Genomic DNA, 23327 nt, shown 5'->3' with positions numbered 1-23327 from the left:
CCATTTGACAGCTAGCCTCCTTTTCTTCTCCTAATGAACCCAACGTGCACCGCCGAGGAGCGAGGCAGTTTGGAGGAGTTCGAGCGGAAGCTCGGGCATGCCACTTTGGCGGCGCCAGGAGGAAAAATGGCAAGCTTACAGGATATGTTCGACGTTCGTGGAAAGTCGGTCATCGTGACTGGCGGGGCAAGCGGCATCGGGCGGGCCTATGCAGAGGTCATGGCAGACAACGGAGCGCGTGTCTGCATTTTTGACATGGACGCCGGTAATCTCGAGCGGGTTGTGGCGGAGATTGCTGGGCGCGGGCATGACGTCTGGGGTCAAGTCATCGATGTCTCGGATCGGCCCGGTATGGCGGCGGCCTTCGACGCCGTGGCCGAGCGGCATGGGCGGATCGATGCGGTCTTTGCCAATGCCGGCATCGATGCGGGTCCCGGCTTTCTGTCAACGACCGGCGAACGGATCGAAACCGGCGCCATCGATATGCTGGACGACCATCATTGGGATCGGGTGATCGAGGTCAATCTGTCCTCGGTCTATACGACGGTCAAGCACGCCGCCCGCCACATGAAGGTGACTGGCGGCGGCCGCATCATCGTCACATCGTCGATCGCCGCCCAAATCAACGAAGCGATTGTTGGCACCCCGTACATGCCCGCCAAGGCTGGCGTCGACCATTTTGTGCGCCAAATGGCGATGGAACTAGGGGAGTTCGGTATTCTCATCAACTGCATCTCGCCCGGTCCATTCATGACGAACATCGCCGGCGGCAGGCTGCAGATACCAGCCGATCGCAGGGCCTTTGAACAGCAATCGCTGATTGGGCGGATTGGGGATCCCGAGGACATCAAAGGGCTCGCACTCTATCTTGCTTCGCCCTGTTCTTCCTACATGACAGGAAGCCAGATCGTCATCGATGGAGGCTCGATGCATCGGATCAAGTAAATGAATTTCGTCGGCCGCGGGAGGAGAAGTCGCGGCCGGCGGATGAGCTTTAGAGGGAGGATACAATAATGAAATCGAACAGCAGTTTATTCATGCCTTCTCGCCGCACGGTGTTGAAGGGAATGGGCGCCGGCCTTGCTGCCTCGGCGCTCGGTGCGCCGATGATTGCCCGTGCGCAATCGGCCGGCACGATCAAAGTCGGCTTCATCACGCCGGCCACGGGGCCACTCGCTCTCTTCGGGGAAACCGACGGCTGGGCGCTCGAAAAGGTTAAGGAGCAGCTCAAGAACGGTCTGGATACGGCAGCTGGCCATTATGACGTGGAATTCCTGCTTCGCGACAGCCAGTCCGATCCAAATAAATCGGCGGAAGTTGCCGGCGACCTCATTCTCAACGAGGGCGTCCACCTTTTGCTTCCGGCCTCGACGACCGATACCGTCAGCCCCGCCGCCGACCAGGCGGAACTTAATGAATGTCCCTGCATTTCGACGGGTGCGCCTTGGCAAGCGATCATTTTTCCGCGCGGAGGCAAGGACAAGCCCTTCAAGTGGACATATCACTTCTTCTGGGGGCTGGATGAGGCGCTGAACACCTATGTCGGCTTGTGGAACACCCTCCAGAGCAACCGTAAGGTTGGCATGCTGTTTCCGCAGAACGCCGACGGCGAGACCTGGGGCAACATGGACTACGGCCTGCCGGCGCCGACCAAGAAGGCCGGTTTCGAAATCGTCGTTCCGGGCTTCTTCCAGCCACGCACCAACGACTTCTCGGCGCAGATCAATGCGTTCAAGCAAGCGAACTGCGACATCATCGGCGGCATTGCCTACCCGGCCGATCTGAAGACTTTCGTCAACCAGTGCGCCCAGCAAGGCTATAAGCCGAAGGCGATCACGGTCGCGGCAGCGCTGCTCTTTGCGTCGGGCGTCGAGGCGATGGGCTCGCTCGGCGAGGGATTGTCCTCCGAAGTCTGGTGGACGCCTGCCTTCCCGTTCAAGTCGACTCTGACGGGAAAGGTGAGCCGCGATCTTGCCGATCAGTGGGAATCGACGAAGAAGAAGCAGTGGACGCAGCCGCTTGGCTACAGCCATGCGATCCTGGAGGTCGCGATCGACGTTCTCAAGCGCTCGAAGAACCCGCTCGACCGCGCGGCCAATCTGGAAGCGGTCGCCACTACCGACATGCAGTCGCTGATCGGCCCGGTCAAATTTGCCGGCGGGCCGCACCCGAACGTCGCGACCTCACCGATCTTCGGCGGGCAGTGGGTCAAGGGCGAGAAATGGCCCTACGACCTGAAGATCGTCGACAACACCGTCAATAAGCTCTTCCAGCCGGAACGTCAGATCGTGCCGCTTCCGTGGCGGACGGCCTGAGCAAGCTCTGACACAAAGTGAAAACCGATAAGTCCTTCCGGTCCGATGCGATCAGGCCGGAACGGATCGGAAGGCAGATAAAAAATGGGGCGCGGGAAACCGCGCCGCCGGCCGCAAGGGGTCGGGGTGGAGGAGCATGGCAAACGGCGTACTACTTGAAGCGCGCGACCTCAAAAAATCGTTCGGAGCCCTCAAAGTTCTACACGAGGTGAGTTTTTCGGTCAGCGCCGGCGAGGTCTTAGGCATTGTCGGGCCAAACGGCGCTGGCAAGACCACACTTTTTAATCTGATCAGCGGCGACATGCGTGTCGACGGCGGCGACCTGGTCTTCGACGGGCAGCAACTCGTGGGCCAACCGCCTCACCGTCGCTGCAAGCTCGGTATTGGCCGAACCTATCAGATCCCGCGCCCCTATGTCGGCATGACGGCTTTCGAGAACCTGCTCGTGGCCGCCTTCTTTGGCAGCGGCGCCAAGGATGCCGATAGTTATCGGCGTTGCGCGCGCATCCTTGCCGATTGCGAACTGTCTGACAAGGCGAACCGGTCTGCGGGATCGTTGACGCTGCTCGATCGCAAGCGACTGGAACTGGCACGTGCGCTTGCCTCTTGCCCGAAACTTCTACTGCTCGACGAGATCGCGGGCGGCCTCACTGACGAAGAGGGCAAGGCGCTCGTCTCGTTGATCCGCCGCATCCGCGACGGCGGCGTCACCATCGTCTGGATCGAGCATGTCTTGCACGCGCTGCTTGCCGTCGCCGATCGCATGATCGTACTGAATTTCGGGGAGAAGATTGCCGAAGGGGTACCGGCCGAAGTCATCAAGAGTTCGCAGGTGCGAAGGGTTTATATGGGGGTCGAGGCATGAGTGCGCCGCTTCTTTCCACGCATGGACTGGTGGCTCGCTACGGCGATTTCCAGGCCCTTTACGGCATCGATTTCGAAATTGGCGTTGGCGAGATCGTCGCCTTGATCGGCGCCAACGGCGCGGGCAAGTCAACGCTTCTGAAATCGATCATGGGTCTTTTGCGCGTTGCCCCCGACATGGTGCAACTCGATGGCCGTCCGGTCGGCGGTGCCAAGCCGCACCGGATGGTTGCCGACGGTGTCGCGATCGTGCCAGAGGGACGCCGCCTGTTTGTCGGCATGTCGGTAATCGACAATCTGCGCGTCGCCATCGATCATGCCGGCCGTCGAGTGGCCAACGGCTGGACGTTGGAGAGCCTCTTCACGCTCTTCCCCATCCTGAAGGAGAAGCAGGCCTTGCCGGTGCAGTTGTTATCGGGCGGCCAGCAGCAGATGGTGGCGATCGGCCGTGCGCTGCTGAGCCAGCCGCGCGTACTGCTCTGCGATGAAATAAGCCTCGGGCTCGCCCCGAAGGTGGTACGAGAAATCTACCAGTCGCTGCCGTCGATCTCGCAAGCGGGCACGGCGATCGTGCTGGTCGAGCAGGATGTCGGGCTCGCCCGGTCCTCCTCCAACCGGCTCTATTGCATGCTCGAAGGTCGCGTCAGCCTCACCGGCCGCTCGGCCGACATATCGCGTGAGACTATCGGTGAAGCTTATTTTGGAGGGTCCCATGCAGTGGCTTGACGGGCTCATCCAGGGCATTCTTCTCGGTGGCCTCTACGCTCAATACGCGCTCGGCATGGCGCTGATGTTCGGTGTCATGCGCGTCGTCAACATCACCCATGGTGACTTGGTGATCTTGCTGGCGCTGATCGGCATCAGCCTGGCGACCACCTTCTCGCTCGGCCCTTGGTCGGTGCTGGCAATCCTCGTTGTCCTTGGAGCCGTCATCGGCGTCATTCTGCAGCGGCTGATCCTCAACCGGGTCGTCGGAGCGGATCCGCTTCCCTCGCTGATCGCCACTTTCGGACTATCGATTGCGCTGCAGAACGCGATGCTACAGATCTGGTCGGCCGACACGCGCTCGCTGGAGGGCGGCGACATCGTGCACGCCTCCTTCCAGATCGGCCCGCTCTTCGTGGGCGTGCTGCCGGTGATCGTACTTCTGACGGCGACGGCTCTGACTGGCAGCCTCGACGTGGCGTTGCGTTCGACGCGTTTCGGTCGCGCTCTTCGGGCTGCCTCCGCCGACGTGGAGGCGGCCGCCTTGACGGGCGTCAACCCGAAGACCGTCTATATGGGGGCGACCGCGATCGCCGTTGCGATCCTCGGTTTTGCCGCCGTCTTCCAGTCGATGCGCTCGACCGTGGCGCCGGCCGACGGGGCCTTCCAGCTCATCTACGCCTTCGAGGCGGTTATCATCGGTGGCATGGGCTCGATCTGGGGGGCTTTCTTCGGCGCGATGGCGCTTGGCGTCAGCCAGTCGGTCGGCTTCCGCATCGACCCCGGTTTCGGCATTCTTGCCGGCCACCTCGTCTTTCTGATCATCCTCGCCCTGCGTCCCCAGGGCTTCCTAGGAAAGGCTTGAAGCCGTGACCAACGCGTTCGCCGCTCCTTCGACCGAAACCATCCCTCAGCCGGCCGTGCGGGTCCAGCGTCTGACGCGCTCAAGCGTCATCGCGCTCGTCGTAAGCATCGCCCTTCTGGCCGCCGTCGCCTCCATGCCACTCTGGGCGAGCCAGGGCCTCATCCGCGATGTCGTCGAACTGTGCTGCTATATCACCGTAGCGCAGATGTGGAACTTACTTGCCGGCTACGGCGGGCTTGTTTCCGTGGGCCAGCAGGCCTTCGTCGGCGTCGCCGCCTATGCGATGTTCATCATGGCGCAGCTCTGGGGCCTCAATCCGTTCCTGGCTGTGCCGCTCTCGGTGATCGCACCCGCCGTGCTCGCCGCACTCACTTACTGCCTTTTACACCGTCTCGACGGTCCCTATTTCGCCATCGGCACCTGGGTGGTGGCGGAAGTGATGCGGCTTGCGACATCCGTCTTCGGATACGTCAACGCCGGCGCTGGCATGAGCCTGCGTGTCATGTCCAGTTATTCACCCACCGAACGCGCGCTTGGTATCTCGGTTCTTGCGGCGCTGATGCTCTTGGTCGCCGTCGGTGGCAGCTATCTGCTCCTGCGCTCGCGCTACGGACTCGCGCTCGTCGCCATCCGCGACAATCCGGTCGCTGCGGCAAGCCAGGGGGTCAATGTCGGCCTGCTCAGGTTCCTGATCTGGGTGGCGGCCGCTGTCGGCACGGGCCTTGCCGGCGCCATCTACTTCATGGCGCAATTGCGCATCACGCCACCCTCGGCCTATAGCCCGACCTGGGCAAACGTCTCGATTTTCATCGTCATGGTGGGCGGGCTGGGATCGCTCGAGGGGGTGCTGATCGGCGCGCTCGTCTATTTCGTCGCCGACCGCTGGTTAGGCCAGTACGGCGCGACCTATCTCGTCGTACTCGGTCTGCTCACCCTCATCATGGCGCTGTTTGCCCGTGGCGGCATCTGGGGCCTGATCCAGAGGGGAACCAACGCCTCTTGGTTCCCAACGCGCCGCACGCTTCTGGAGGACCGAGAATGAGGGCAGTTCTCTTCAAAGCCGTCGGTGGGCCGTTGACCATCGCCGAAACCGAGGCACCGCAGCTTGGCGTCGACGAGGTGTTGCTACGCGTATCCGCTTGCGGCATTTGCGGCTCGGACTTGCACATGACGGAAGACCCGCAAACCTTCGGATTAAAGCAAGGCGGCATCCTCGGCCACGAGATTTCCGGTGAGGTGGTGACCTGCGGCGCCGAGGTCGCGGATTTCAAATCCGGAGATCGAGTTGCCGTGGCGCCGATGCGCGGCTGCGGCCATTGCGACAGCTGCCGCCGCGGCGAGCCCGCCTGGTGCGCAAAGATGCGGTTGATCGGCGGCGGCTATGCGGAATTCGTCACCGTCGCCGGCCGCCAATGCCGGCACCTGCCGGACGATTTGCCGACCGAGGAGGGCGCACTGGCCGAACCGGTCGCCGTCGGCCTGCATGCGGTCATGCGCTCGGGCTTGAAGCCGGGCGAGCGCGTGCTGATCATCGGTGCCGGCCCGATCGGCCTGCTCGTCGCCTTCTGGGCGCGTCGGCTCGGAGCAGCCCACGTCGTCGTCGCCGACCTGAACCGCCATCAGGCTGAACGCTCCGCCAAAGTCGGGGCCACGGGCTTCGCACTCTCCGGCGAGGGGCTCGCACAGGAGTTCCGGCAACTGACCGGCGGTGAACCGGACATCGTCTTCGAATGCGTCGGCAAGCGTGGACTGATCGATGCGGCCTGCCGGCTGGTGCGCGTGCATGGCACGGTGGTTGCGGTCGGGCTCTGCGTCGGCGGTGACGAATGGGATCCATTCGCGGCAATTTCTAAGGAAATACAAGTGATTTTTGCCGTGTTCTTCACCATGGCGGAATTCGACATGGCGCTGCAGGCGCTCGGTTCTGGCCGTCACCGACCGCAGGCGCTGGTAACCGACAGGATCGGCCTTGCCGCCGTACCAGACGTGTTCGAAAGCCTCAGGCGGCGCACCACGCAATGCAAGGTGCTGATAACGCCTGCAGCCGGCTAAATAATTGGAGGAGGAATAGAATGGATTTCGAAATCCTGCATTACGACATCGACGGCGTTGCGACCGCCGTGCGCGTGATCGGCAAGGGGCCTGCCGTGCTGGCGCTGCATGGCGCCGCCACGATCGAGGGCACGGATTGGGCGCGCGGGCTTGCCGACCGCTTCCGCGTCTATTTGCCCCACCACCCAGGCTTTGGGGACAGCGGCGAGGCGACGCACATTGCCGGCATGCAGGATATCGTCGTCCATAATCTGCGTCTTGTCGCCGCCCTCGACCTTGATCGGCCGCATCTCGTCGGCCACTCCATGGGCGGCTGGATGGCCGCCGAAATGGCAGTCGTTGCCGGTGAGCGCTTCGGCAAGCTGGTCTTGAACGCACCGGCCGGACTGAACGATCCTGATCATCCCGGCGCCGATCTTTCGGCGATCGGTCCCGATGCACTGCCGGGCTACCTCGCGCACAATGTCGACGTAGCGTTGCGCTTTTTCCCGGGTGGAGCAGAGTGCCCGCCGCTCGACGCCTTCCTCGCGGCCCGCGAGAGGGAAAGCCGCGCGCTCGGCAACATCCTCAAGGTCCACGGCATGGGCCACCCTAATCTCCGCCGCTGGCTCGCTCGCATCCCCAATGAGACGCTGATCGTCTGGGGCGAGCACGATCGCATGCTGCCGGCCTCGCAGGCGCCGATCTGGCAGGAGCTCATCGCGCATGCCCGCACACTACTGGTACCGCAGGTCGGCCACTTCGCAATGCAGGAGGACCCGCGTGTGGTCCGCGGCATCGGCGACTTTCTCGCCAGCTGAGGCAGTGGCAGCGCGCCTGATCGGCGCCTGAAAAACACAACGGAACTGTCAGGAGGAACAGACATGAACGCACCTTTGAAACACAGCGCCGGCTATTGGGGCACGAAGACGAATCTTGCCGAGCTTCTTGAGCACGTCCGCAAGATCGGCCCCATCCTGGAGGAAAACGCCACGGCCACCGAAGAACTCGGCAAGCTGAACGAGGCCACCTTCGAGGCGCTTAAACCACTGCGCATGTCACATATCTTCGCCGCCGAAGAGATCGGCGGCGCACAGCTGTCGCCGACGCAAGGATTGCAGCTGATCGAGGCGATCACTTATCACAGCGGCGCTGCCGGCTGGGTGTCTATGGTCCATGCCTGCATCGGCGCCATGTCGGCGGCCTTCCTGCCCGACAGCGCCATTGCGCGCCTGTTCGGCGGCGACAGGGACAACCGTTTCTCCGGTCAGGGCACACCGACCGGCATGTTGAAGAAGGTCGATGGCGGCTATCTCTTGAACGGCAAGTGGTCCTATGCGAGCGGCATTCACCACGCCACCTTCACCCACACGGCCGCGCTGCTCGACGACGGCAACGGCCAACCCACCAAGGACGAAAACGGTAACGTCATCGTGCTGTGCGCCCACGCGCCTGTCGGCGAGCATGGGCTTCTCGGCAACTGGAGCGTGTTGGGTCTCCAAGGAACCGGCAGCATCGACTATGACGCCAAGGACGTCTTCATCGCCGATGACATGGTTTTCCCGATCATGACCGCCGAGCCGCAGCGCCAAAAGGAATTCTTCAGCCTCGGCGTCGTTGGGCTGGCGGCCATCGGCCACTCGGGTTGGGCGATCGGCGCATCCCGCCGCATGCTCGACGAGATGGCCAAGTTCGCCGTGACCAAGACCGGCCGCGCTGGCATGCTCGGCGAGAGTGACAAGTTCTGGTTCGACTACGGCCGCGCGGAAGCGCGCGTGCGCGCCGCCCGCGCCTTCCTGTTCGAGGTCTGGCGCGACGTCGAGGCCTCGATCGAAACGGGTAAGCGCGTTTCAACGCGCCAAATCACCCTCGTGCATCTCGCCAAGTCGGAAGTGCACGAAGCAGGCGTCGACGCCTGCCATTTCGTCTATCGCGCCGCCGGTGGCGCTTCACTTCGAAACGGCGTGATGCAGCGCACCTACCGCGAGATGCTAGTGGCGGCCAACCATTTCACGATCAACACCAACATCGTGGGAGCCGCCGGCCGCGAGATCGGCGGACTTTGGAGCGACCGCGTCTGGCAGTTCTACGACTTGGTCGAGAAGAAATGACCGGGCGTCTAGAGCAACAAGGGGCCGTTCCGGCGGCCCTCGGTGCCGGCGACGTCCGCATGGCGGAAGCGTTCATGACAGCCTTCCGTCACCATCCGGCGGGCGTCGCCGTCATCACCGCCGATCCGGGCGACGGGCCGGTGGCTTTGACGGTCAGCTCGCTGATCTCCGTCAGCGCCTCGCCGCCAACGGTCGCTTTCTCTTTGTCGGACAATTCCTCCAGCGCGCATGCGGTGCGCCGGGCGAAAACAGTGGTGGTGCATTTCGTGCGCCGCCGGGACATGGATCTCGCCCGGCTCTGTGCAACCCCCGGCAAGGATCGCTTTGGACCGGACGTCCGCTCGGCGCGGCTTGAAACCGGCGAGCCGCATTATCCCGATGTCGGGCTGTGGTTTCGCGCCGCGATCAGCGGCTTGTTTCCCGTCCCCGGGGCCTGCCTTGTCGCCGCCGAGCTTCTGGAGGCTTCGCCCGATGCGCTCACCGCCCACCGCGACGACGCTCTCATCTACGCCAATCGCGCCTGGCATGGCCTGAAACCAGTTGCAGATACCGGCCGCGCGCCGCTTTTTCTGTGGCCGGACGATTCGGCGACATTTTAAGGTGCCTTAACCCCGTGAGGGGAGGAGCTCACTTTAAAGGCTCCAGATCACCGATTGCTCGTGGCGCTTGATCAGGTGCTTGAGGTTTTCGAAGCTCTTGCGGATGTGGGCCGAAAACGCCTCGGCTGCAGGCGAACGGATCTCCTCCGTGCGCCGCAGGAGACCGAGCGCCCGTTCTGGATGGGGGATGTTGACCGGCAGCGCCGTGATCGCCTTTTCGTTGCGATAGGCAAAGACAACGCTGTGCGGCAGGATGGTCAGCGCATCGCTCGCCTTCATGTAGTTGATCGCGCTGGCAAGCGAGCCGCCGGAATAGCGGATCTTCGCCTCGGTGGCGCCGAGTGAGAGGACGAGGCTGTGCAGGTCTTGGAACAACGGGCTGCCGGGGGGAGGGGCGATCCAGGGATAGTCGAGCAGTTCTGCGGGCGCGAGCTTGCGCCGCAAGCGGAGCGGATGCGTGACGCGGCAGGCGACGACATTACGGCCGGGAAGCAGTTCCTGGAAGCGCATGCCGGAGCCTTCCTCGAGCACGTCGATGGGACAAATGGCAAGGTCGATGCGGTCGGCGTTGATGGCCGCGCGAAGGTCCGGCAAATAGCCGTAACTCTGTTCGACGCGCACGTCGGGAACGGAATTTTGAAATTCGGCGACCATGCCGGAGATCAGCGCGTCCATGAAGAAGGGCGTGCCGCCGACACGCACTACGCCCGTGCGGCCGTGGCGAAAACCGTCGACAAGCAACGAGGCCTTGCGCGCCGCCGTCAGCATGGCCTGGCCGTGATCGGCGAGCGCCCGGCCGAGCGGTGTCGGCTGCAGCGGTCGGCGGCCTTTCACGAAAAGCGGTTCGCCGAGCCGTTTTTCCAGCATGGCGAGCGTGCGCGAGACCGCCGGCTGCGTGAGCCCGAGCAGGGCCGCGCCTTCCGTGACGCCGCCCGCCTGCACCACGGCGGCGAGCTGGATCAAATGGCGTTCATCCATCTTCATAGCAATTAGGCATATTAAATTGGAGAAAAATCATCAAGTGCTACGTGCGGCCTGTTAAGGTATGGGTGAGGAGAAACCATGACGACCATGTCTTTCACAGAAGCTGATTCGGCTGCGCTCGTGGCGGAGAGGTTGGCGAAATGCACCGGTCCGCTACCGGCCTTTCTGGTCGCCCTGATCGGGCACCTGCATCAGGCAATCCGGGAAACGCGCCCCACCGCCGCCGACTGGCGGCGCGCTATCGAATTCCTCACCGAAGTCGGTCATGCGAGCGATCACAGGCGGCAGGAATGGGTGCTGCTGTCGGATCTTCTCGGCGTCACCGCGCTGGTGGAAGAGATCAACACGCGCCGGCCGAAGGGCGCGACACCAAACACCGTGCGCGGACCGTTCTACCGCGCCGACGCCCCACGGGTTCCTCTCGGCGCCACGATCTCGCTTGACGGTATCGGCGAGCCGCTTGCGGTCACCACCCGCGTCATCGATCTCGACGGATATCCGGTTTCCGGCGCGACGGTGGAGACATGGCAAGCCAATGCGCAAGGACTCTACGAGAACCAGGAGCCGGATCTGCAGCCGGAATTCAACCTGCGCGGCGTCTTCACCACCGATGCGGACGGCGCCTTCTATTACAGGACGGTCAGGCCGGGCGGTTATGCGGTGCCCTGCGACGGGCCGGTGGGGCGGATGTTGCACGCGATCGGCTATCCGCTCCGGCGCCCGGCGCATCTGCATTTCGTCATCACAGCCCCCGGCTTCGAGACGATCAGCACCCATGTCTACGACGGCCGCGATCCTTATCTTGGCGAAGACGCGCTGTTCGGCGTCAAGCAGGAACTGATTGGCAGCTTCCGGCCCGCTGATGGCGCGGATGCGGGAGCCGCCGCCAAGGGCGAACGACGCTGGTCCTTGGATTTCACCTTCGTGATGGTACGGGCCCGTAAGGAGCGCAGGTCGGCATGACGTTGAATTTTTCCTATCAACCGCATTCGACGCGCGTCGTCTTCGCCCCGGGGGCGAGCGCCGGCGTCGCGAAGTGGGTCGAGGCCCTCGGATGCCGGCGGGCGCTGGTGCTGACGACGCCGCAGCAGGCGGCTGATGGCGAAGCGCTGGCTCAGCGTCTCGGTGGCCTTGCTGCAGGCACCTTTGCGGGTGCGACGATGCACACGCCCATCGATGTCACCGAAAGGGCGCTCGCCCGCGCCGCTGAACTTGAGGCCGACTGCGTGGTTTCTCTCGGCGGCGGTTCGACGACCGGGCTTGGCAAGGCGATGGCCTATCGCACCGACATTCCCCAGGTCGTCGTGCCCACCACCTATGCCGGCTCCGAAGTGACGCCAATCCTTGGCCAGACCGAAGGCGGTATCAAGACCACGGTGCTAAGTCCGAAGATCGTGCCGGAAGTGGTGATTTACGATCCCGAGCTGACGCTCGGCCTGCCGGTTCACATGAGTGTAACGAGCGGTCTCAACGCCATCGCGCATGCCGCCGAAGGTCTTTATGCCAACGACCGCAATCCGATTACGACGATGATGGCGGTCGAGGGCATGCGGGCGATTTGCGCGGCACTGCCGGTGATCGTCAAGACGCCGAGGGATGCTGATGCACGCGCAAAAGCGCTCTACGGCGCCTGGCTCTGCGGCACCGTGCTCGGTCAAACCACCATGTCACTGCATCACAAGATCTGTCACACCCTAGGCGGCAGCTTCGACACGCCGCATGCCGAGACCCATGCCGTCATGCTGCCGCACACCATCGGCTTCAATGCTGCCGCCGTGCCCGAGTTGCTCGCGCCGATCGGCGACATTTTCGGGGGCACGCCGGGCCGGGCTCTCTACGATTTCGCCAAGTCCGTCGGCTCGCCACTGGCACTCAGGGATTTCGGGCTTACGGAAACCGATCTCGATCGCGCCGCCGAGATCGCGACGCGCAATCCTTACGCCAATCCGCGTCCTTTCGACGTTAAATCGATCCGCGCGCTGCTTCAGAAAGCGTGGTCGGGGGAACGACCGCCGCTTTGAGGAACTGAGTTTACTTTGGGAGGAGGAAACCAGAATGTTTAAAAGACGTGACCTGCTGAAAACCGCGGCCGCGACCGGGGCGCTCGCGGCGACATCCGGGCTTTCCATGCCCGCCGTCGCCAAGGGCGCGGCGATCAAGCTCGGCTATGTCAGCCCGCAGACCGGCCCGCTCGCCGCCTTCGCCGAAGCCGACAAATTCATTGTCGACGGCTTCCTGGCCAAGACCAAGGCCGCGGGCCTCAATTTCGAAGTGGTCGTCAAGGATAGCCAGTCGAACCCGAACCGCGCCGCCGAAGTCGCCAAGGAGCTGATCGTCGACGACGAGGTCAATCTCATGCTGGTTGCCTCGACCCCGGAGACGACCAATCCGGTGGCCACCACTTGCGAGGCGGAAGAGGTGCCCTGCATCTCGACGGCCGCCCCCTGGCAGCCGTGGTTCATCGGCCAGCAGGCTAATCCCGGCAACCCTTCCTCGTGGAAGCCGTTCAATCATGCCTTCCATTTCTTCTGGGGTCTGGAAGACGTCATTGCCGTCTATACCAACATGTGGCAGCAGATCGACACCAACAAGAAGGTCGGCGGCCTCTACCCCAACGACGGCGACGGCAATGCCTGGGGTGACAAGGCCGTCGGCTTCCCGCCGGTTCTCGAAAAGAGCGGCTACACGCTCAACGATCCCGGTCGCTATCAGAACCTGACGGACGATTTCTCCGCTCAGATCAACGCCTTCAAGTCCGGCAACTGCGAGATCGTCACGGGCGTCATGATCCCGCCGGACTTCACAACCTTCTGGAACCAGGCCAAGCAGCAAGGCCTCAAGCCGAAGATCGCCTCGATCGGCAAGGCAATCCTTTTCCCGCAGGCGGTGGAGGCGCTGGGCAAGACCGGCCACAATCTCTCCTGCGAGGTTTGGTGGTCGCCGAGCCATCCGTTCAAGTCGTCGCTGACGGGAGAAAGCGCCGCCGAGCTCGCTATTGGCTTTTCCAAGGCCACTGGCCGGCCCTGGACGCAGCCGATCGGCTTCGCGCATGCGCTGTTCGAGCTCGCCGTCGACGTGATGAAGCGCGCTGGCGCGACCGATGGCGACGCCGTCGTCAAGGCGATCGCCGCCACCAAACTCGACACGATAGTCGGGCCAGTGGCCTGGGACGGTGCCAATGTCCCGCCGTTTGCCGCCAAGAATATCGCCAAGACCCCGCTCGTCGGCGGCCAGTGGCGGCTGAAGGATGGCGGCGGTTACGATCTCGTCATCACCGAAAACCGCACCGCGCCGATGATACCGACTGGCGGCAAGATGGAGCCGGTTTTCTGACACATGGCGCTTGCCATGCGCCGCGCCCATGACAGGCGGGTGGAGGCCCGTCCTCCATCCGATGGAGAATAATTTCCCGCAACCCCGAGCCCAGAGGAAGACGATGGCCATACTTGCCCTTAAAGACGTCTCGAAAAGCTTCGGTGCGCTGAAGGTCGCCGACAGCGTTTCCTTTGCGTTGGAGGAGGGGGAGGCGCTCGGCATCATCGGCCCCAACGGCGCTGGCAAATCCTCGCTCTTCAACATGATTGCCGGCAATCTCCGCGTCGATTCCGGCCGCATTCTCTATGGCGGTGCCGATGTCACGCGTCAGCCGCCGATGGCGCGCTGCCTTGCCGGCATCGGCCGCACCTTCCAGATCCCGCAGCCATTCCAGCACCTCACCGTTTTCGAAAACCTTCTGGTCGCCGCCGCTTACGGATCGCGCAAGACCGAGAAGGAGGTATCGGAGCGCTGTGCCAATATCCTGGTGCGCACCGGTCTGATTTCCCGCGCCAACCAGCTGGGCGGCAGTCTCGCCTTGTTGGAACGCAAGCGGCTGGAGCTCGCTCGCGCGCTCGCGACCGATCCGAAAGTGCTGCTGCTCGACGAGATCGCCGGCGGTCTGACGGAGGGCGAGTGCGGCGAGCTGGTTGAGACGATCCGCTCGATCAGCGCCGCCGGCACCGCGATCGTCTGGGTCGAGCATGTGCTGCACGCGTTGACCTCGGTGGTAAGCCGGTTGCTGGTGCTCAATTTTGGCAAAGTGATCGGTATCGGACAACCGGCCGAGATCATGGAATCGAAGGCGGTGCGGCAGGTCTATCTGGGGATCGACGTCTGATGGCCCTTCTCGAAACACAAGGACTTGCGGCCTTTTACGGCGATTTCCAGGCACTCTTCGGCGTGGACATCGCGCTCGAGAGCGGCGAGACGCTGGCAATCATCGGCGCAAACGGCGCTGGCAAGTCGACGCTGATGCGCTCGATTTCCGGCATGCTCGCCAACGAGGCCCACCAGGTCCGCTTCGAGGGCCGCGCGATCGGCGCGCTGTCGGCACCGGAAGTCATGGCGCTCGGCATTGCCATGGTGCCGGAGGGCCGCAAGCTTTTTCCCTCGCTCAGCGTCGAAGAAAACCTGCTGATCGGCAAATACGGCCGCGCTGCCAGGGGCGCCTGGTCCCTGGAGACGGTCTACGACCTGTTTCCGATCCTGAAAGAGCGCCGCAACAGCCCCGGCACGGCGCTGTCTGGCGGCCAGCAACAGATGGTGGCGATCGGCCGGGCGCTGATGTCCAACCCGAAGGTGCTGCTGTGCGACGAGCTCAGCCTTGGTCTGGCGCCGGTGGTGATCCGCGACATCTACGCCGCCTTCCCGAAGATCCGCGCCGAGGGCGCCTCCATCGTCATCGTCGAGCAGGACATCGGCCAGGCACTGAAGGTGGTCGACCGGCTCTATTGCATGATGGAGGGGCGCGTGACGCTTACTGGCACTCCCGCCACGGTCAGCCGCGCCGAAATCCATTCGGCCTATTTCGGAGCGCACGCGACATGAACTGGCTCGACACGATCGTGCAGGGAATTCTGCTTGGCGGGCTCTATGCGCTATTTGCAGCCGGCCTGAGCCTCGTCTTCGGCATCATGCGGCTGGTCAACCTGGCGCATGGCGATCTCATCGTGCTGGCCGCTTTTCTCCTTTTGGTGCTCGTCAGCGCGCTCGGCCTCAATCCCTTCGTCGCGGCCCTCGTCGCCCTGCCGGTCATGTTTGTGGTCGGCTGGGCGCTGCAGTTCCTTGTGCTCAACCGCACGATCGGCGACGACATCCTGCCGCCGCTGCTCGTCACCTTCGGCCTGTCGGTTGTCATCCAGAACGCGCTTCTGCAGGGCTTTTCCGCCGATAGCCGCCGCGTCTCCGTCGGCGCGCTCGAAAGCGCGTCCCTTGGGTTCGGTCCGGTCAGCGTCGGGACTATGTCGCTCCTCACCTTCCTGTCGGCCGTCGGCGTCATCGTCGCCCTCAACCTCGTCTTCTATCGCACGAGCATTGGGCGCGCCTTCCGTGCGACCTCGGACGACCGCGCAACGGCCGGCCTCATGGGCATTCGTGCCGACCGCATCTTCGCGACCGCAATGGGGCTTGCCATGGTCGTGGTGACGATCGCCGCGCTCTTTCTGGGCACGCGCGCCAATTTCGACCCGACCATGGGGCCGGCGCGGCTGATCTATGCCTTCGAGGCGGTCATCATCGGCGGGCTCGGCTCTTTCTGGGGTACGCTTGCCGGCGGCGTGATCATCGGCGTGGCCCAGACGGTTGGGGCTGCCGTCAATCCCGAATGGCAGATCCTGGCGGGCCATGTGGCCTTTCTTCTCGTGCTGCTGGTGCGGCCGCGCGGGCTTTTCCCAAGGGTGGTGGACTGAGATGGCGCACGAAACCCTTTCTTCTTCGCCCGCGGCCTCGATCGGCTGGACGGTTACTACGCGCAACCGCACCTCGTCCGTTTCGGCGTTGCTCGTTGCCGCCGTCCTTGCCGCCGGCATCGCTGCCCCCTTCTTCGTCGGCCGCGCGGCATTGCAGGACCTGTTTTTCATTCTGACCATGCTGACATTGGCGCAAAGCTGGAACCTCCTCGCCGGCTACGCCGGACTGGTTTCAGTCGGTCAGCAGGCCTTCGTCGGCTTCGGCGCTTATATGATGACCGCCTGCGTCATCCTCAGCGGCATGAATCCCGTCATCGCGATCTTGCTCGGCGGCCTTGCCGCAATGGCGTTGTCGGTGCCGACCGCTTTCTTCGTCTTCCGCCTTCACGGCGCCTATTTCGCGATCGGCACTTGGGTGATCGCCGAGGTGGTGCGGCTCATATTGGCGCAGTGGAAGGCGCTCGGCGGCGGTACGGGCACGTCGCTGCCCTCTGGCGTCACGCGCGAGCTGCCCGGTGTTCACTTGGTTGCAGAATGGTTCGGCGTGCGGCCGGCACAGGCCGCCGACATGGTGTGCTATTGGCTGGCAATCTTCCTTGCCTGCGCCACGATCGGCGCCGCCTATCGGCTGCTGCGCTCCAAGCAGGGGCTCGGCCTTGCCGCCGTGCGCGACAATCGCGAGGCCGCCCGCTCGGTCGGGATAGACCCGAACCGCGTCAAATTCGCCGTCTATCTTGCTGCCGCGTTCGTCACCGGTCTCACCGGTGCGCTCATCTACCTGCAGAAGGCCCGCATCTCGCCGGACGCCGCCTTCTCGGTCACCGACTGGACGGCCTATGTGATATTCATCGTGGTCATCGGCGGAATTGGCACCATCGAGGGGCCGATCGTCGGCGTGATCGTCTTCTTCATCCTGCAGAACCTGTTTGCCGATTACGGCTCCTGGTATCTGCTCGTCCTCGGTTTTCTCGGCATCGCCATCATGCTGTTCGCCCCGCGGGGATTGTGGGGCCTTTTTGCCGAGCGCACAGGGCTTCAGCTTTTCCCCGTCCGCCGCATCCTGTCCGGCGGACCATCGATCAAGAGCACCAAAGGAGGGCCGCATGGCTGATATCAACACCGACGTTCTGATCATAGGCACGGGCCCCGCCGGCTCGGCCTGTGCAGCGCTGCTTGCCACAGACGGGGTCGAGACCATGGTCATCAACCGCTATCGCTGGCTTGCCAACACGCCACGCGCGCACATCACCAACCAGCGCACGATGGAGGTTCTGCGCGACCTTGGGCAAGACGTCGAGGCGGAAGCTTATCTCTTCGCCACAGGCCAGGACCTGATGGGCCAGAACGTTTTCTGCACGTCGCTCGCCGGTGAGGAGATCGGCCGCATGCGTAGTTGGGGCACTCATCCGGTGAGCCGCGCCGAGCATCTGCTTTCCTCGCCATCGCATATGAACGACTTGCCGCAGACCTTCATGGAGCCGCTGCTCTTCAAGACCGCCTGCTCGCGCGGCGCACAGGCGCGCATGTCGACCGAATATCTAAGCCATGTACAGGATGCCGAGGGCGTAATTACCACCTGCCGCGACAGGCTCACCGGCCGCGACTTCACCGTTCGCTCGAAATATTTAATCGGCGCCGACGGCGGCAATTCCAAGGTGGCCGAGGATGCGGGGCTCACTTTCGAGGGTCGCATGGGCGTCGGCGGGTCGATGAATATCCTCTTCAAGGCCGACCTTTCGAAATATGTCGCTCACCGGCCCTCGGTGCTCTATTGGGTGGTCCAGCCCGGCGCCGATGTCGGCGGCATCGGCATGGGCCTGGTGCGCATGGTCCGGCCATGGAACGAATGGCTGATCGTCTGGGGCTACGACATCAATCAGCCGGCGCCCGAGGTAGACAGCGCCTTTGCCACCAAAGTGGTGCGCGATCTCGTCGGCGATCATGAACTGCAGGTCGAGATCCAGTCGGTTTCGACCTGGACAGTTAACAATCTCTATGCGACGACGATGCAGCAGGGCCGGGTCTTCTGCATGGGTGACGCCACGCACCGCCATCCGCCGTCGAACGGGCTCGGCTCCAACACCTCGATCCAGGACGCCTTCAACCTCGCCTGGAAACTTTCCCATGTGCTAAAGGGCAAGGCCGGGCCAAAGCTGCTCGACAGCTATCAGCGCGAGCGCGCCCCGATCGCCAAGCAGATCGTCACCCGCGCCAACAAGTCGATCGAGGAATTCGGGCCGATATTCAAGGCGCTCGGCCTGCTCGATTCAATCGACCCGGTGAAAATGCAGCAGAACATGGACGCACGCTGCGACGACACGGCCGCCGCCGAAGCGCAGCGTGCCGCGATCCGCAAGACGATCGCCGCCAAGATCTATGAATTCGACGCTCATGGCGTCGAGATGAACCAGCGTTATGTCTCCGATGCCATCCTGACGGACGGCCAGCCGGAGCCGGCCTTCGAGAGGGATGCCGAACTGCACTATCATCCGACCACTTGGCCTGGCGCGCGGCTGCCGCATGCCTGGGTCTATAGCGAGGGTGGCGCGAAAGCCTCGACGCTCGATCTCTGCGGTAGGGGCCGTTTCACGGTGCTGACGGGGATTGGCGGCCGGGGCTGGGCTGAAGCGGCCCGCATCCTTGGCCGCGAACTTGGCCTCGACATCGAAGCTCACGTCATCGGCCCGCGCCAGCACTGGCAGGACCTGACCGGCGATTGGGCTAACCAGCGCGAGGTCCGCGATAGCGGCGTCGTTCTCGTGCGGCCCGACCAGCACGTCTGCTGGCGCCGAGAAACCATCGTGGAGGAGCCGCTCGCCGAGCTCCGCCGCGCCCTGACATCCGTTCTAGCCCTGTGAGATGTGAACCATGGAAACGCATGAAAAGGGATTTTTCACCGAAGAGAACTCGGTGGAGGTCGTCACCGGTCGCAATATCAACGCGCGCGATGAGCGCCTGAAGGACGTCATCGCCGTCATCACCCGCAAACTGCACGAGGCGGTCAAGGAGATCGAGCCGACCCAGGAGGAATGGTTCAAGGCGATCATGTTCCTGACCCAGACCGGCCACCTCTGCAACGAGTGGCGGCAGGAATTCATCCTGCTTTCGGACGTGCTCGGCGTCTCCATGCTGGTCGATGCAATCAATAATCGCAAGCCAACGGGAGCCTCCGAATCGACCGTGCTTGGGCCATTCCACGTCGCCGACGCGCCGGAGCTGCCGATGGGGAGCAACATCTGCCTCGACCAGAAAGGCGAGGATATGGTCATACACGGCCGCGTCCTCGACACCAAAGGCCGTCCGATCGCAAACACCGTACTCGACGTCTGGCAGGCCAATGACGAAGGCTTTTACGATGTGCAACAGAAGGGTATCCAGCCGGACTTCAATCTGCGCGGCGTTTTCCGCACGGGCGAGGACGGGCGCTACTGGTTTCGCGCGGTCAAGCCGAAATTCTATCCGATCCCGGACGACGGCACGGTGGGCAAGCTTCTGATGGCGCTCGGCCGCCATCCCTACCGGCCGGCGCACCTGCACTTCATCATCAAGGCCGGCGGCTTCGAGACGCTGACGACGCATATCTTCGATCCGCACGACCCTTATATCAATTCCGACGCCGTCTTCGGCGTCAAGGAAAGTCTGCTCGCCGAATTCAAGCGCGTCGATGACCCGCAACGGTCTCGCGAACTGGAGTTTCCGGGCTGGTTCTGGGAGGTCGATTACGACTTCGTGCTCGCGCGGCCGCGCGAGCACTGATGCTCGCTAGACCGCGGGGCGCGAAAGGTTCGGGGCGGTGCGATTTCCCTCACGCCCCACCCTTGCGCTCTGCCATGAACGGACCATGTGCCCAGTGAATTGCCTGCTCATGCTTTTCGATCGCTCGGCGCAGTTCGGAAAACTCCCGCCTCAGGTGACCGATGAACTTGCGCCCAGCTGGATTGGAATAAGGCTTCTTCTTTGTCATGATCCCGAGCGCCCGTTCCGGCTGCGGAATGTCGAGCGGTATGACGCTGATCCTGTTTTCCCGGCGGAACGAGTGGGCGACCGAAAGCGGCAGGATCGCCAGCGCATCCGTCCCGGTCAGATAGTTCATGACGCTGAGCAACGAGCCGCCGGCATATCGAATGGAGACTTCCTCGATGCCGAGCGTTAACAGAATATTGTGCAGATCCAGCACCAGTGGCGAGCCCGGCAAGGGAGCGACCCAGGGGTAATTGAGAATATCGTCGATCGCGAGATTGCGTTTTCGCACCAGCGGATGGCCCGCGCCGCAGGCGAGAACGTTGCGCGCCGGCAGCAGCGGCTCGAATTGCTGATCGACCCTGAGGTCGCTGGAGCCCGAGGGCGTCACCGCGAGATCGATCTGGCCGGACTCCAGTTCGCTCACCAGATCCTGATAGTTGCCATAGGACTGATGCACCATGATGCCCGGTTCGTCCCGCTGGAAGGAGGCGATCATCAGCGAGACGACGGCATCCATGAAGAATGGCACACCGCCGATCCGCACTTGCCCGAACGAGCCGGATTTGAAGCTGCGAATGATCTCCATCGCCTTGCGCGAGGATGCCAGAATGGCCTTGCCCTGCAAGCCGAGCTGCTCGCCGAGCGGGGTCGGCTGCATCGGCCGGCGGCCGGAAACAAACAGCGGCTCGCCGACGCGCTTTTCGAGAATGGAAATGGTTCGTGATACCGCCGATTGCGTCATGCCGAGCATGGCCGCAGCTTCGGTGACGCCGCCGGTTTCAATCACGGCGGCCAGTTGCACGAGGTGATGTTCCACGATCTTCATAGCAAAATGCTATAGTATTTATGAACAATCTCATCAACAGCCGTTTTGGATCGGCTATAGTTTTCAAACATTAAGCGGTTGGCGCGCAGTTTTGACGGTGTCTGCGAACCGTAAAGTTGGGGAGGAACGCGGGGGAGGAGCCGCGCGCCCCAAAGACAATGGGTTTTTTCACAGGAGGAGAAAGATGGCACTTGTCAGCGGCTATCATCATTTGACCCTTTGCACCGACGGCGTGCAGGAAGATTACGATTTCTACACCACGGTGCTCGGCCTTTATTCGGTCAAACGCACCGTGCTTTTTGACGGCGTCATCCCCGTCTACCACCTCTACTACGGATCGCGCGGCGGCGAAGCCTCGACGATCATCACCACTTTCCCCTTCCGTAAACCCGCCGTCTTCGGCAAGCGTGGCACGAACCAGTCCAAGATCATCATGCAAGCGATTCCGGTCGGCGCCGCCGGCTATTGGGTCGATCGCCTCAATACCCGCGGCATCGCAGCCGAGACGATATCGCGCTTCGGCATCACCCGCGTCGCCTTCAAGCATCCTTGCGGCATTCCGCACGAGCTGGTGGAAAGCCCCGTCGACAGCCGCCCTCCGATCGTCAACGAGGCGCAGGGTGTCACCGCCGAACACGGCATCAAGGGCATCTACGGCGCTGGAATTGCCGTCTTCGACCGAACCTCGATGGACGATTTCCTGACGGTCGGCCTGTCGATGAAGAAGGAAGGCGACAGCGATGAAGGGCTGATGTTCTCTGTTCCGAACGGCAATGGTCCGAGCAGCATGGTCGAGGTCCTGCACGAGGCGAGCGGCCCACAGGGAACCTGGACGCTTGCCGGCGGCACCATCCATCATCTCGCCCTTAACACCGGCGATGAAGAAAATCAGCTTAAGCTGAAGGCGCATCTGGAGGGCCTCGGCTTCACGGACGTCTCCGACCAGAAAGACCGCAACTACTTCAAGTCCTGCTACGTCCGCTCACCGGGCGGGGCGCTGTTCGAGATCGCTTGGTCGGTCGAAGGCGGCTGGGCGCTCGACGAGCCGGCGGACAAGATCGGAACGACGCTCGTCTTCCCGCCATGGTTCGAGAACCGCCGCGAAGAGCTGATCGCCGGCCTGGAACCCGCAAGGTTCTGAGTTACATCGATGGCGACTCATTACGAACCTCTCTTCCTCGGCCCGTCTCCCGAGGAGGCTCAAGTCCACTGTATCTTCATCCACGGACGAACCCAGTCGCCCGAAGACATGCGCGACCAGGTGATCGGCAGGCTCAAGGCTCCGGGCGTGGCCTTCGTGTTGCCGCGGGCCGCCAGCAACAGCTGGTACGGCGCGCGGGCCACCGAACCGCTGACACCGGCGACGCGCATGGAGCTTGAGGCGTCGCTCGCCTATGTTCGCGGCATCGCCGAAGATCTGTCGCGGCGGGGTCAGGCGGCCCCGCTTTTGATCGGCGGCTTCAGCCAGGGCGCCTGCCTTGCGCTCGAATATGCGATGAAGTACGGGCCATGGCAGGGTGCCATGGCCAATTTCACAGGTTGCCGCGTTGGCACCTCCGAATGCGATCGATCCTTTGCCGATCTCGATCGCATTCCGGTTTATCTGACCGGCTCCGATAAGGACCCCTGGATCCCGGTCGACGCTTTCGCCGATGCTGCCGAAACCCTGGCCCGCGCACGGGCCAGTCTGCGCTGTGACGTCTTGCCAGACCGAGGGCATGAGGTTTCGGCAAAGGAGATTGCCGAGCTTGAGAACCTGCTCTCGGCAATGGCCGGCGATGAGGGCAAGGTGCGGTAGTCATCGTCTCCTGATCGGCGGGATCTTGGCGCAGTTCGCTATCAAGATTGCAAATCCGGCCAAACCCGTATTGCGGATGGGCAGGCTTGCCACTATCAAAACCCTTTCCGGTTTTGACTTCACCGTCCAGCCGTCCGTCGGAAGAGACCGCATCTTCATACTTGCCCAGCTCGGCTTCGTCTATCGTCACGAGTCCGTTCAGTTCCTTGGTCCACCCGATCCCACCACACAATGCACACCTCGCTATGTTATTGAAAAAGCTGGATCTGATGGTCTTCTGATTTTGATTTCTGACCTTGTTCTTCCTTGCTTGAATGGCGCTGGACATCGAGTTGCTCGATATCTTCGTGGCGGCGCGGCGGGGCGGATGATCCAGGGAGTGCCGCTCTCCAGAACCTAAACAAACCAGTGCATAGCTGATTAAAGCTAGGCAGCCGTCTCGTTGTCTGGTTCCTGCTTCCCGCGCAAGTCCACGACTTGTCGCATCGAGGCTCGTTTCACGCGGGGCTTGCGTCCCGCGCCAGAGCGTTCCTCTCCACA

General features: G+C 62.9%; 24 protein-coding genes. 22 read left to right on the top strand and 2 right to left on the bottom strand.

What is annotated here, in order from left to right; genetic code table 11:
- Positions 1 to 126 precede the first annotated feature (126 nt).
- The 10 genes from PY650_RS28230 to PY650_RS28185 all read left to right on the top strand — a co-directional run bounded on the left by PY650_RS28230 (position 127) and on the right by PY650_RS28185 (position 9490).
- Complete coding sequence (locus PY650_RS28230) at positions 127 to 945, top strand: SDR family NAD(P)-dependent oxidoreductase (protein WP_285882990.1); 819 nt, start codon at positions 127 to 129, stop codon at positions 943 to 945.
- Between the two features lie 68 nt (positions 946 to 1013).
- Positions 1014 to 2315, top strand: a complete 1302-nt coding sequence (locus PY650_RS28225) for an ABC transporter substrate-binding protein (protein ID WP_285882989.1) — start codon at positions 1014 to 1016, stop codon at positions 2313 to 2315.
- Positions 2316 to 2451: 136 nt separating this feature from the next.
- Positions 2452 to 3180: an ABC transporter ATP-binding protein gene (locus PY650_RS28220; RefSeq protein ID WP_285882988.1), complete on the top strand. Its 729-nt coding sequence runs from the start codon at positions 2452 to 2454 to the stop codon at positions 3178 to 3180.
- Positions 3177 to 3905, top strand: a complete 729-nt coding sequence (locus tag PY650_RS28215; protein WP_285882987.1) for an ABC transporter ATP-binding protein — start codon at positions 3177 to 3179, stop codon at positions 3903 to 3905. The genes PY650_RS28220 and PY650_RS28215 overlap by 4 nt, the downstream gene beginning before the upstream one ends.
- Positions 3892 to 4749, top strand: a complete 858-nt coding sequence (locus PY650_RS28210) for a branched-chain amino acid ABC transporter permease (RefSeq protein ID WP_285882986.1) — start codon at positions 3892 to 3894, stop codon at positions 4747 to 4749. Before PY650_RS28215 ends, PY650_RS28210 begins: the two co-directional genes overlap by 14 nt.
- A gap of 4 nt (positions 4750 to 4753) precedes the next feature.
- The gene (locus PY650_RS28205) at positions 4754 to 5791 is read left to right on the top strand and encodes a branched-chain amino acid ABC transporter permease (protein ID WP_285882985.1); all 1038 of its coding nucleotides are present in this window, start codon (positions 4754 to 4756) and stop codon (positions 5789 to 5791) included.
- The gene (locus tag PY650_RS28200; protein ID WP_285882984.1) at positions 5788 to 6801 is read left to right on the top strand and encodes a zinc-dependent alcohol dehydrogenase; all 1014 of its coding nucleotides are present in this window, start codon (positions 5788 to 5790) and stop codon (positions 6799 to 6801) included. The genes PY650_RS28205 and PY650_RS28200 overlap by 4 nt, the downstream gene beginning before the upstream one ends.
- 20 nt (positions 6802 to 6821) lie before the next feature.
- Positions 6822 to 7601 (top strand): alpha/beta fold hydrolase, encoded by a 780-nt coding sequence (locus PY650_RS28195; RefSeq protein ID WP_285882983.1) that lies wholly within the window; start codon positions 6822 to 6824, stop codon positions 7599 to 7601.
- A gap of 63 nt (positions 7602 to 7664) precedes the next feature.
- On the top strand, positions 7665 to 8891 hold the full coding sequence (locus PY650_RS28190; RefSeq protein WP_285882982.1) for an acyl-CoA dehydrogenase family protein: 1227 nt from the start codon (positions 7665 to 7667) through the stop codon (positions 8889 to 8891).
- On the top strand, positions 8888 to 9490 hold the full coding sequence (locus tag PY650_RS28185) for a flavin reductase family protein (RefSeq protein ID WP_285882981.1): 603 nt from the start codon (positions 8888 to 8890) through the stop codon (positions 9488 to 9490). The genes PY650_RS28190 and PY650_RS28185 overlap by 4 nt, the downstream gene beginning before the upstream one ends.
- 33 nt (positions 9491 to 9523) lie before the next feature.
- Here PY650_RS28185 and PY650_RS28180 read toward each other — a convergent pair whose 3' ends face one another.
- Positions 9524 to 10474 carry a LysR family transcriptional regulator gene (locus PY650_RS28180; protein WP_285882980.1) on the bottom strand — a complete coding sequence of 317 codons (951 nt, stop codon included), beginning with the start codon at positions 10472 to 10474 and terminating at the stop codon, positions 9524 to 9526.
- Positions 10475 to 10552: 78 nt separating this feature from the next.
- On the opposite strand from PY650_RS28180, the gene PY650_RS28175 reads away from it, so the two are divergent.
- From PY650_RS28175 to PY650_RS28135, 9 genes are all read left to right on the top strand, one after another.
- Entirely contained in the window at positions 10553 to 11437 is an 885-nt protein-coding gene (locus PY650_RS28175) for a dioxygenase family protein (RefSeq protein WP_285882979.1), read from the top strand.
- Positions 11434 to 12495 carry a maleylacetate reductase gene (locus PY650_RS28170; RefSeq protein ID WP_285882978.1) on the top strand — a complete coding sequence of 354 codons (1062 nt, stop codon included), beginning with the start codon at positions 11434 to 11436 and terminating at the stop codon, positions 12493 to 12495. Before PY650_RS28175 ends, PY650_RS28170 begins: the two co-directional genes overlap by 4 nt.
- 34 nt (positions 12496 to 12529) lie before the next feature.
- Entirely contained in the window at positions 12530 to 13807 is a 1278-nt protein-coding gene (locus PY650_RS28165) for an ABC transporter substrate-binding protein (RefSeq protein ID WP_285882977.1), read from the top strand.
- A 103-nt stretch (positions 13808 to 13910) separates the two neighbouring features.
- Positions 13911 to 14630, top strand: coding sequence for an ABC transporter ATP-binding protein (locus PY650_RS28160; protein WP_285882976.1), 720 nt, complete (start codon positions 13911 to 13913; stop codon positions 14628 to 14630).
- Positions 14630 to 15340: an ABC transporter ATP-binding protein gene (locus PY650_RS28155; RefSeq protein WP_285882975.1), complete on the top strand. Its 711-nt coding sequence runs from the start codon at positions 14630 to 14632 to the stop codon at positions 15338 to 15340. The genes PY650_RS28160 and PY650_RS28155 overlap by 1 nt, the downstream gene beginning before the upstream one ends.
- Positions 15337 to 16200 carry a branched-chain amino acid ABC transporter permease gene (locus PY650_RS28150; RefSeq protein ID WP_285882974.1) on the top strand — a complete coding sequence of 288 codons (864 nt, stop codon included), beginning with the start codon at positions 15337 to 15339 and terminating at the stop codon, positions 16198 to 16200. The genes PY650_RS28155 and PY650_RS28150 overlap by 4 nt, the downstream gene beginning before the upstream one ends.
- Before the next feature lies 1 nt (position 16201).
- Positions 16202 to 17311 (top strand): branched-chain amino acid ABC transporter permease, encoded by a 1110-nt coding sequence (locus PY650_RS28145; RefSeq protein ID WP_285882973.1) that lies wholly within the window; start codon positions 16202 to 16204, stop codon positions 17309 to 17311.
- Positions 17304 to 19058 (top strand): FAD-dependent oxidoreductase, encoded by a 1755-nt coding sequence (locus tag PY650_RS28140; protein WP_285882972.1) that lies wholly within the window; start codon positions 17304 to 17306, stop codon positions 19056 to 19058. Before PY650_RS28145 ends, PY650_RS28140 begins: the two co-directional genes overlap by 8 nt.
- Positions 19059 to 19068: 10 nt before the next feature.
- The gene (locus PY650_RS28135; protein ID WP_285882971.1) at positions 19069 to 19956 is read left to right on the top strand and encodes an intradiol ring-cleavage dioxygenase; all 888 of its coding nucleotides are present in this window, start codon (positions 19069 to 19071) and stop codon (positions 19954 to 19956) included.
- 49 nt (positions 19957 to 20005) lie between these two features.
- Here PY650_RS28135 and PY650_RS28130 read toward each other — a convergent pair whose 3' ends face one another.
- Positions 20006 to 20989, bottom strand: a complete 984-nt coding sequence (locus tag PY650_RS28130) for a LysR family transcriptional regulator (RefSeq protein ID WP_285882969.1) — start codon at positions 20987 to 20989, stop codon at positions 20006 to 20008.
- A gap of 184 nt (positions 20990 to 21173) precedes the next feature.
- Here PY650_RS28130 and PY650_RS28125 point away from each other — a divergent pair, with 184 nt between their 5' ends.
- From PY650_RS28125 to PY650_RS28115, 3 genes are read left to right on the top strand one after another with little or no spacing between them, the layout of a single operon-like run.
- Positions 21174 to 22130 (top strand): VOC family protein, encoded by a 957-nt coding sequence (locus PY650_RS28125; RefSeq protein ID WP_285882968.1) that lies wholly within the window; start codon positions 21174 to 21176, stop codon positions 22128 to 22130.
- A gap of 9 nt (positions 22131 to 22139) precedes the next feature.
- Positions 22140 to 22787, top strand: a complete 648-nt coding sequence (locus PY650_RS28120; RefSeq protein WP_285882967.1) for an alpha/beta hydrolase — start codon at positions 22140 to 22142, stop codon at positions 22785 to 22787.
- 25 nt (positions 22788 to 22812) lie between these two features.
- Positions 22813 to 23187 (top strand): ATP-binding protein, encoded by a 375-nt coding sequence (locus PY650_RS28115; RefSeq protein ID WP_285882966.1) that lies wholly within the window; start codon positions 22813 to 22815, stop codon positions 23185 to 23187.
- Positions 23188 to 23327: the final 140 nt, after the last annotated feature.

The sequence above is a fragment of the Martinezella calliandrae genome (genome assembly GCF_030272695.1).
GTDB lineage: Bacteria > Pseudomonadota > Alphaproteobacteria > Rhizobiales > Rhizobiaceae > Rhizobium > Rhizobium calliandrae.
This window is presented reverse-complemented; position numbering and strand designations above follow the sequence as displayed.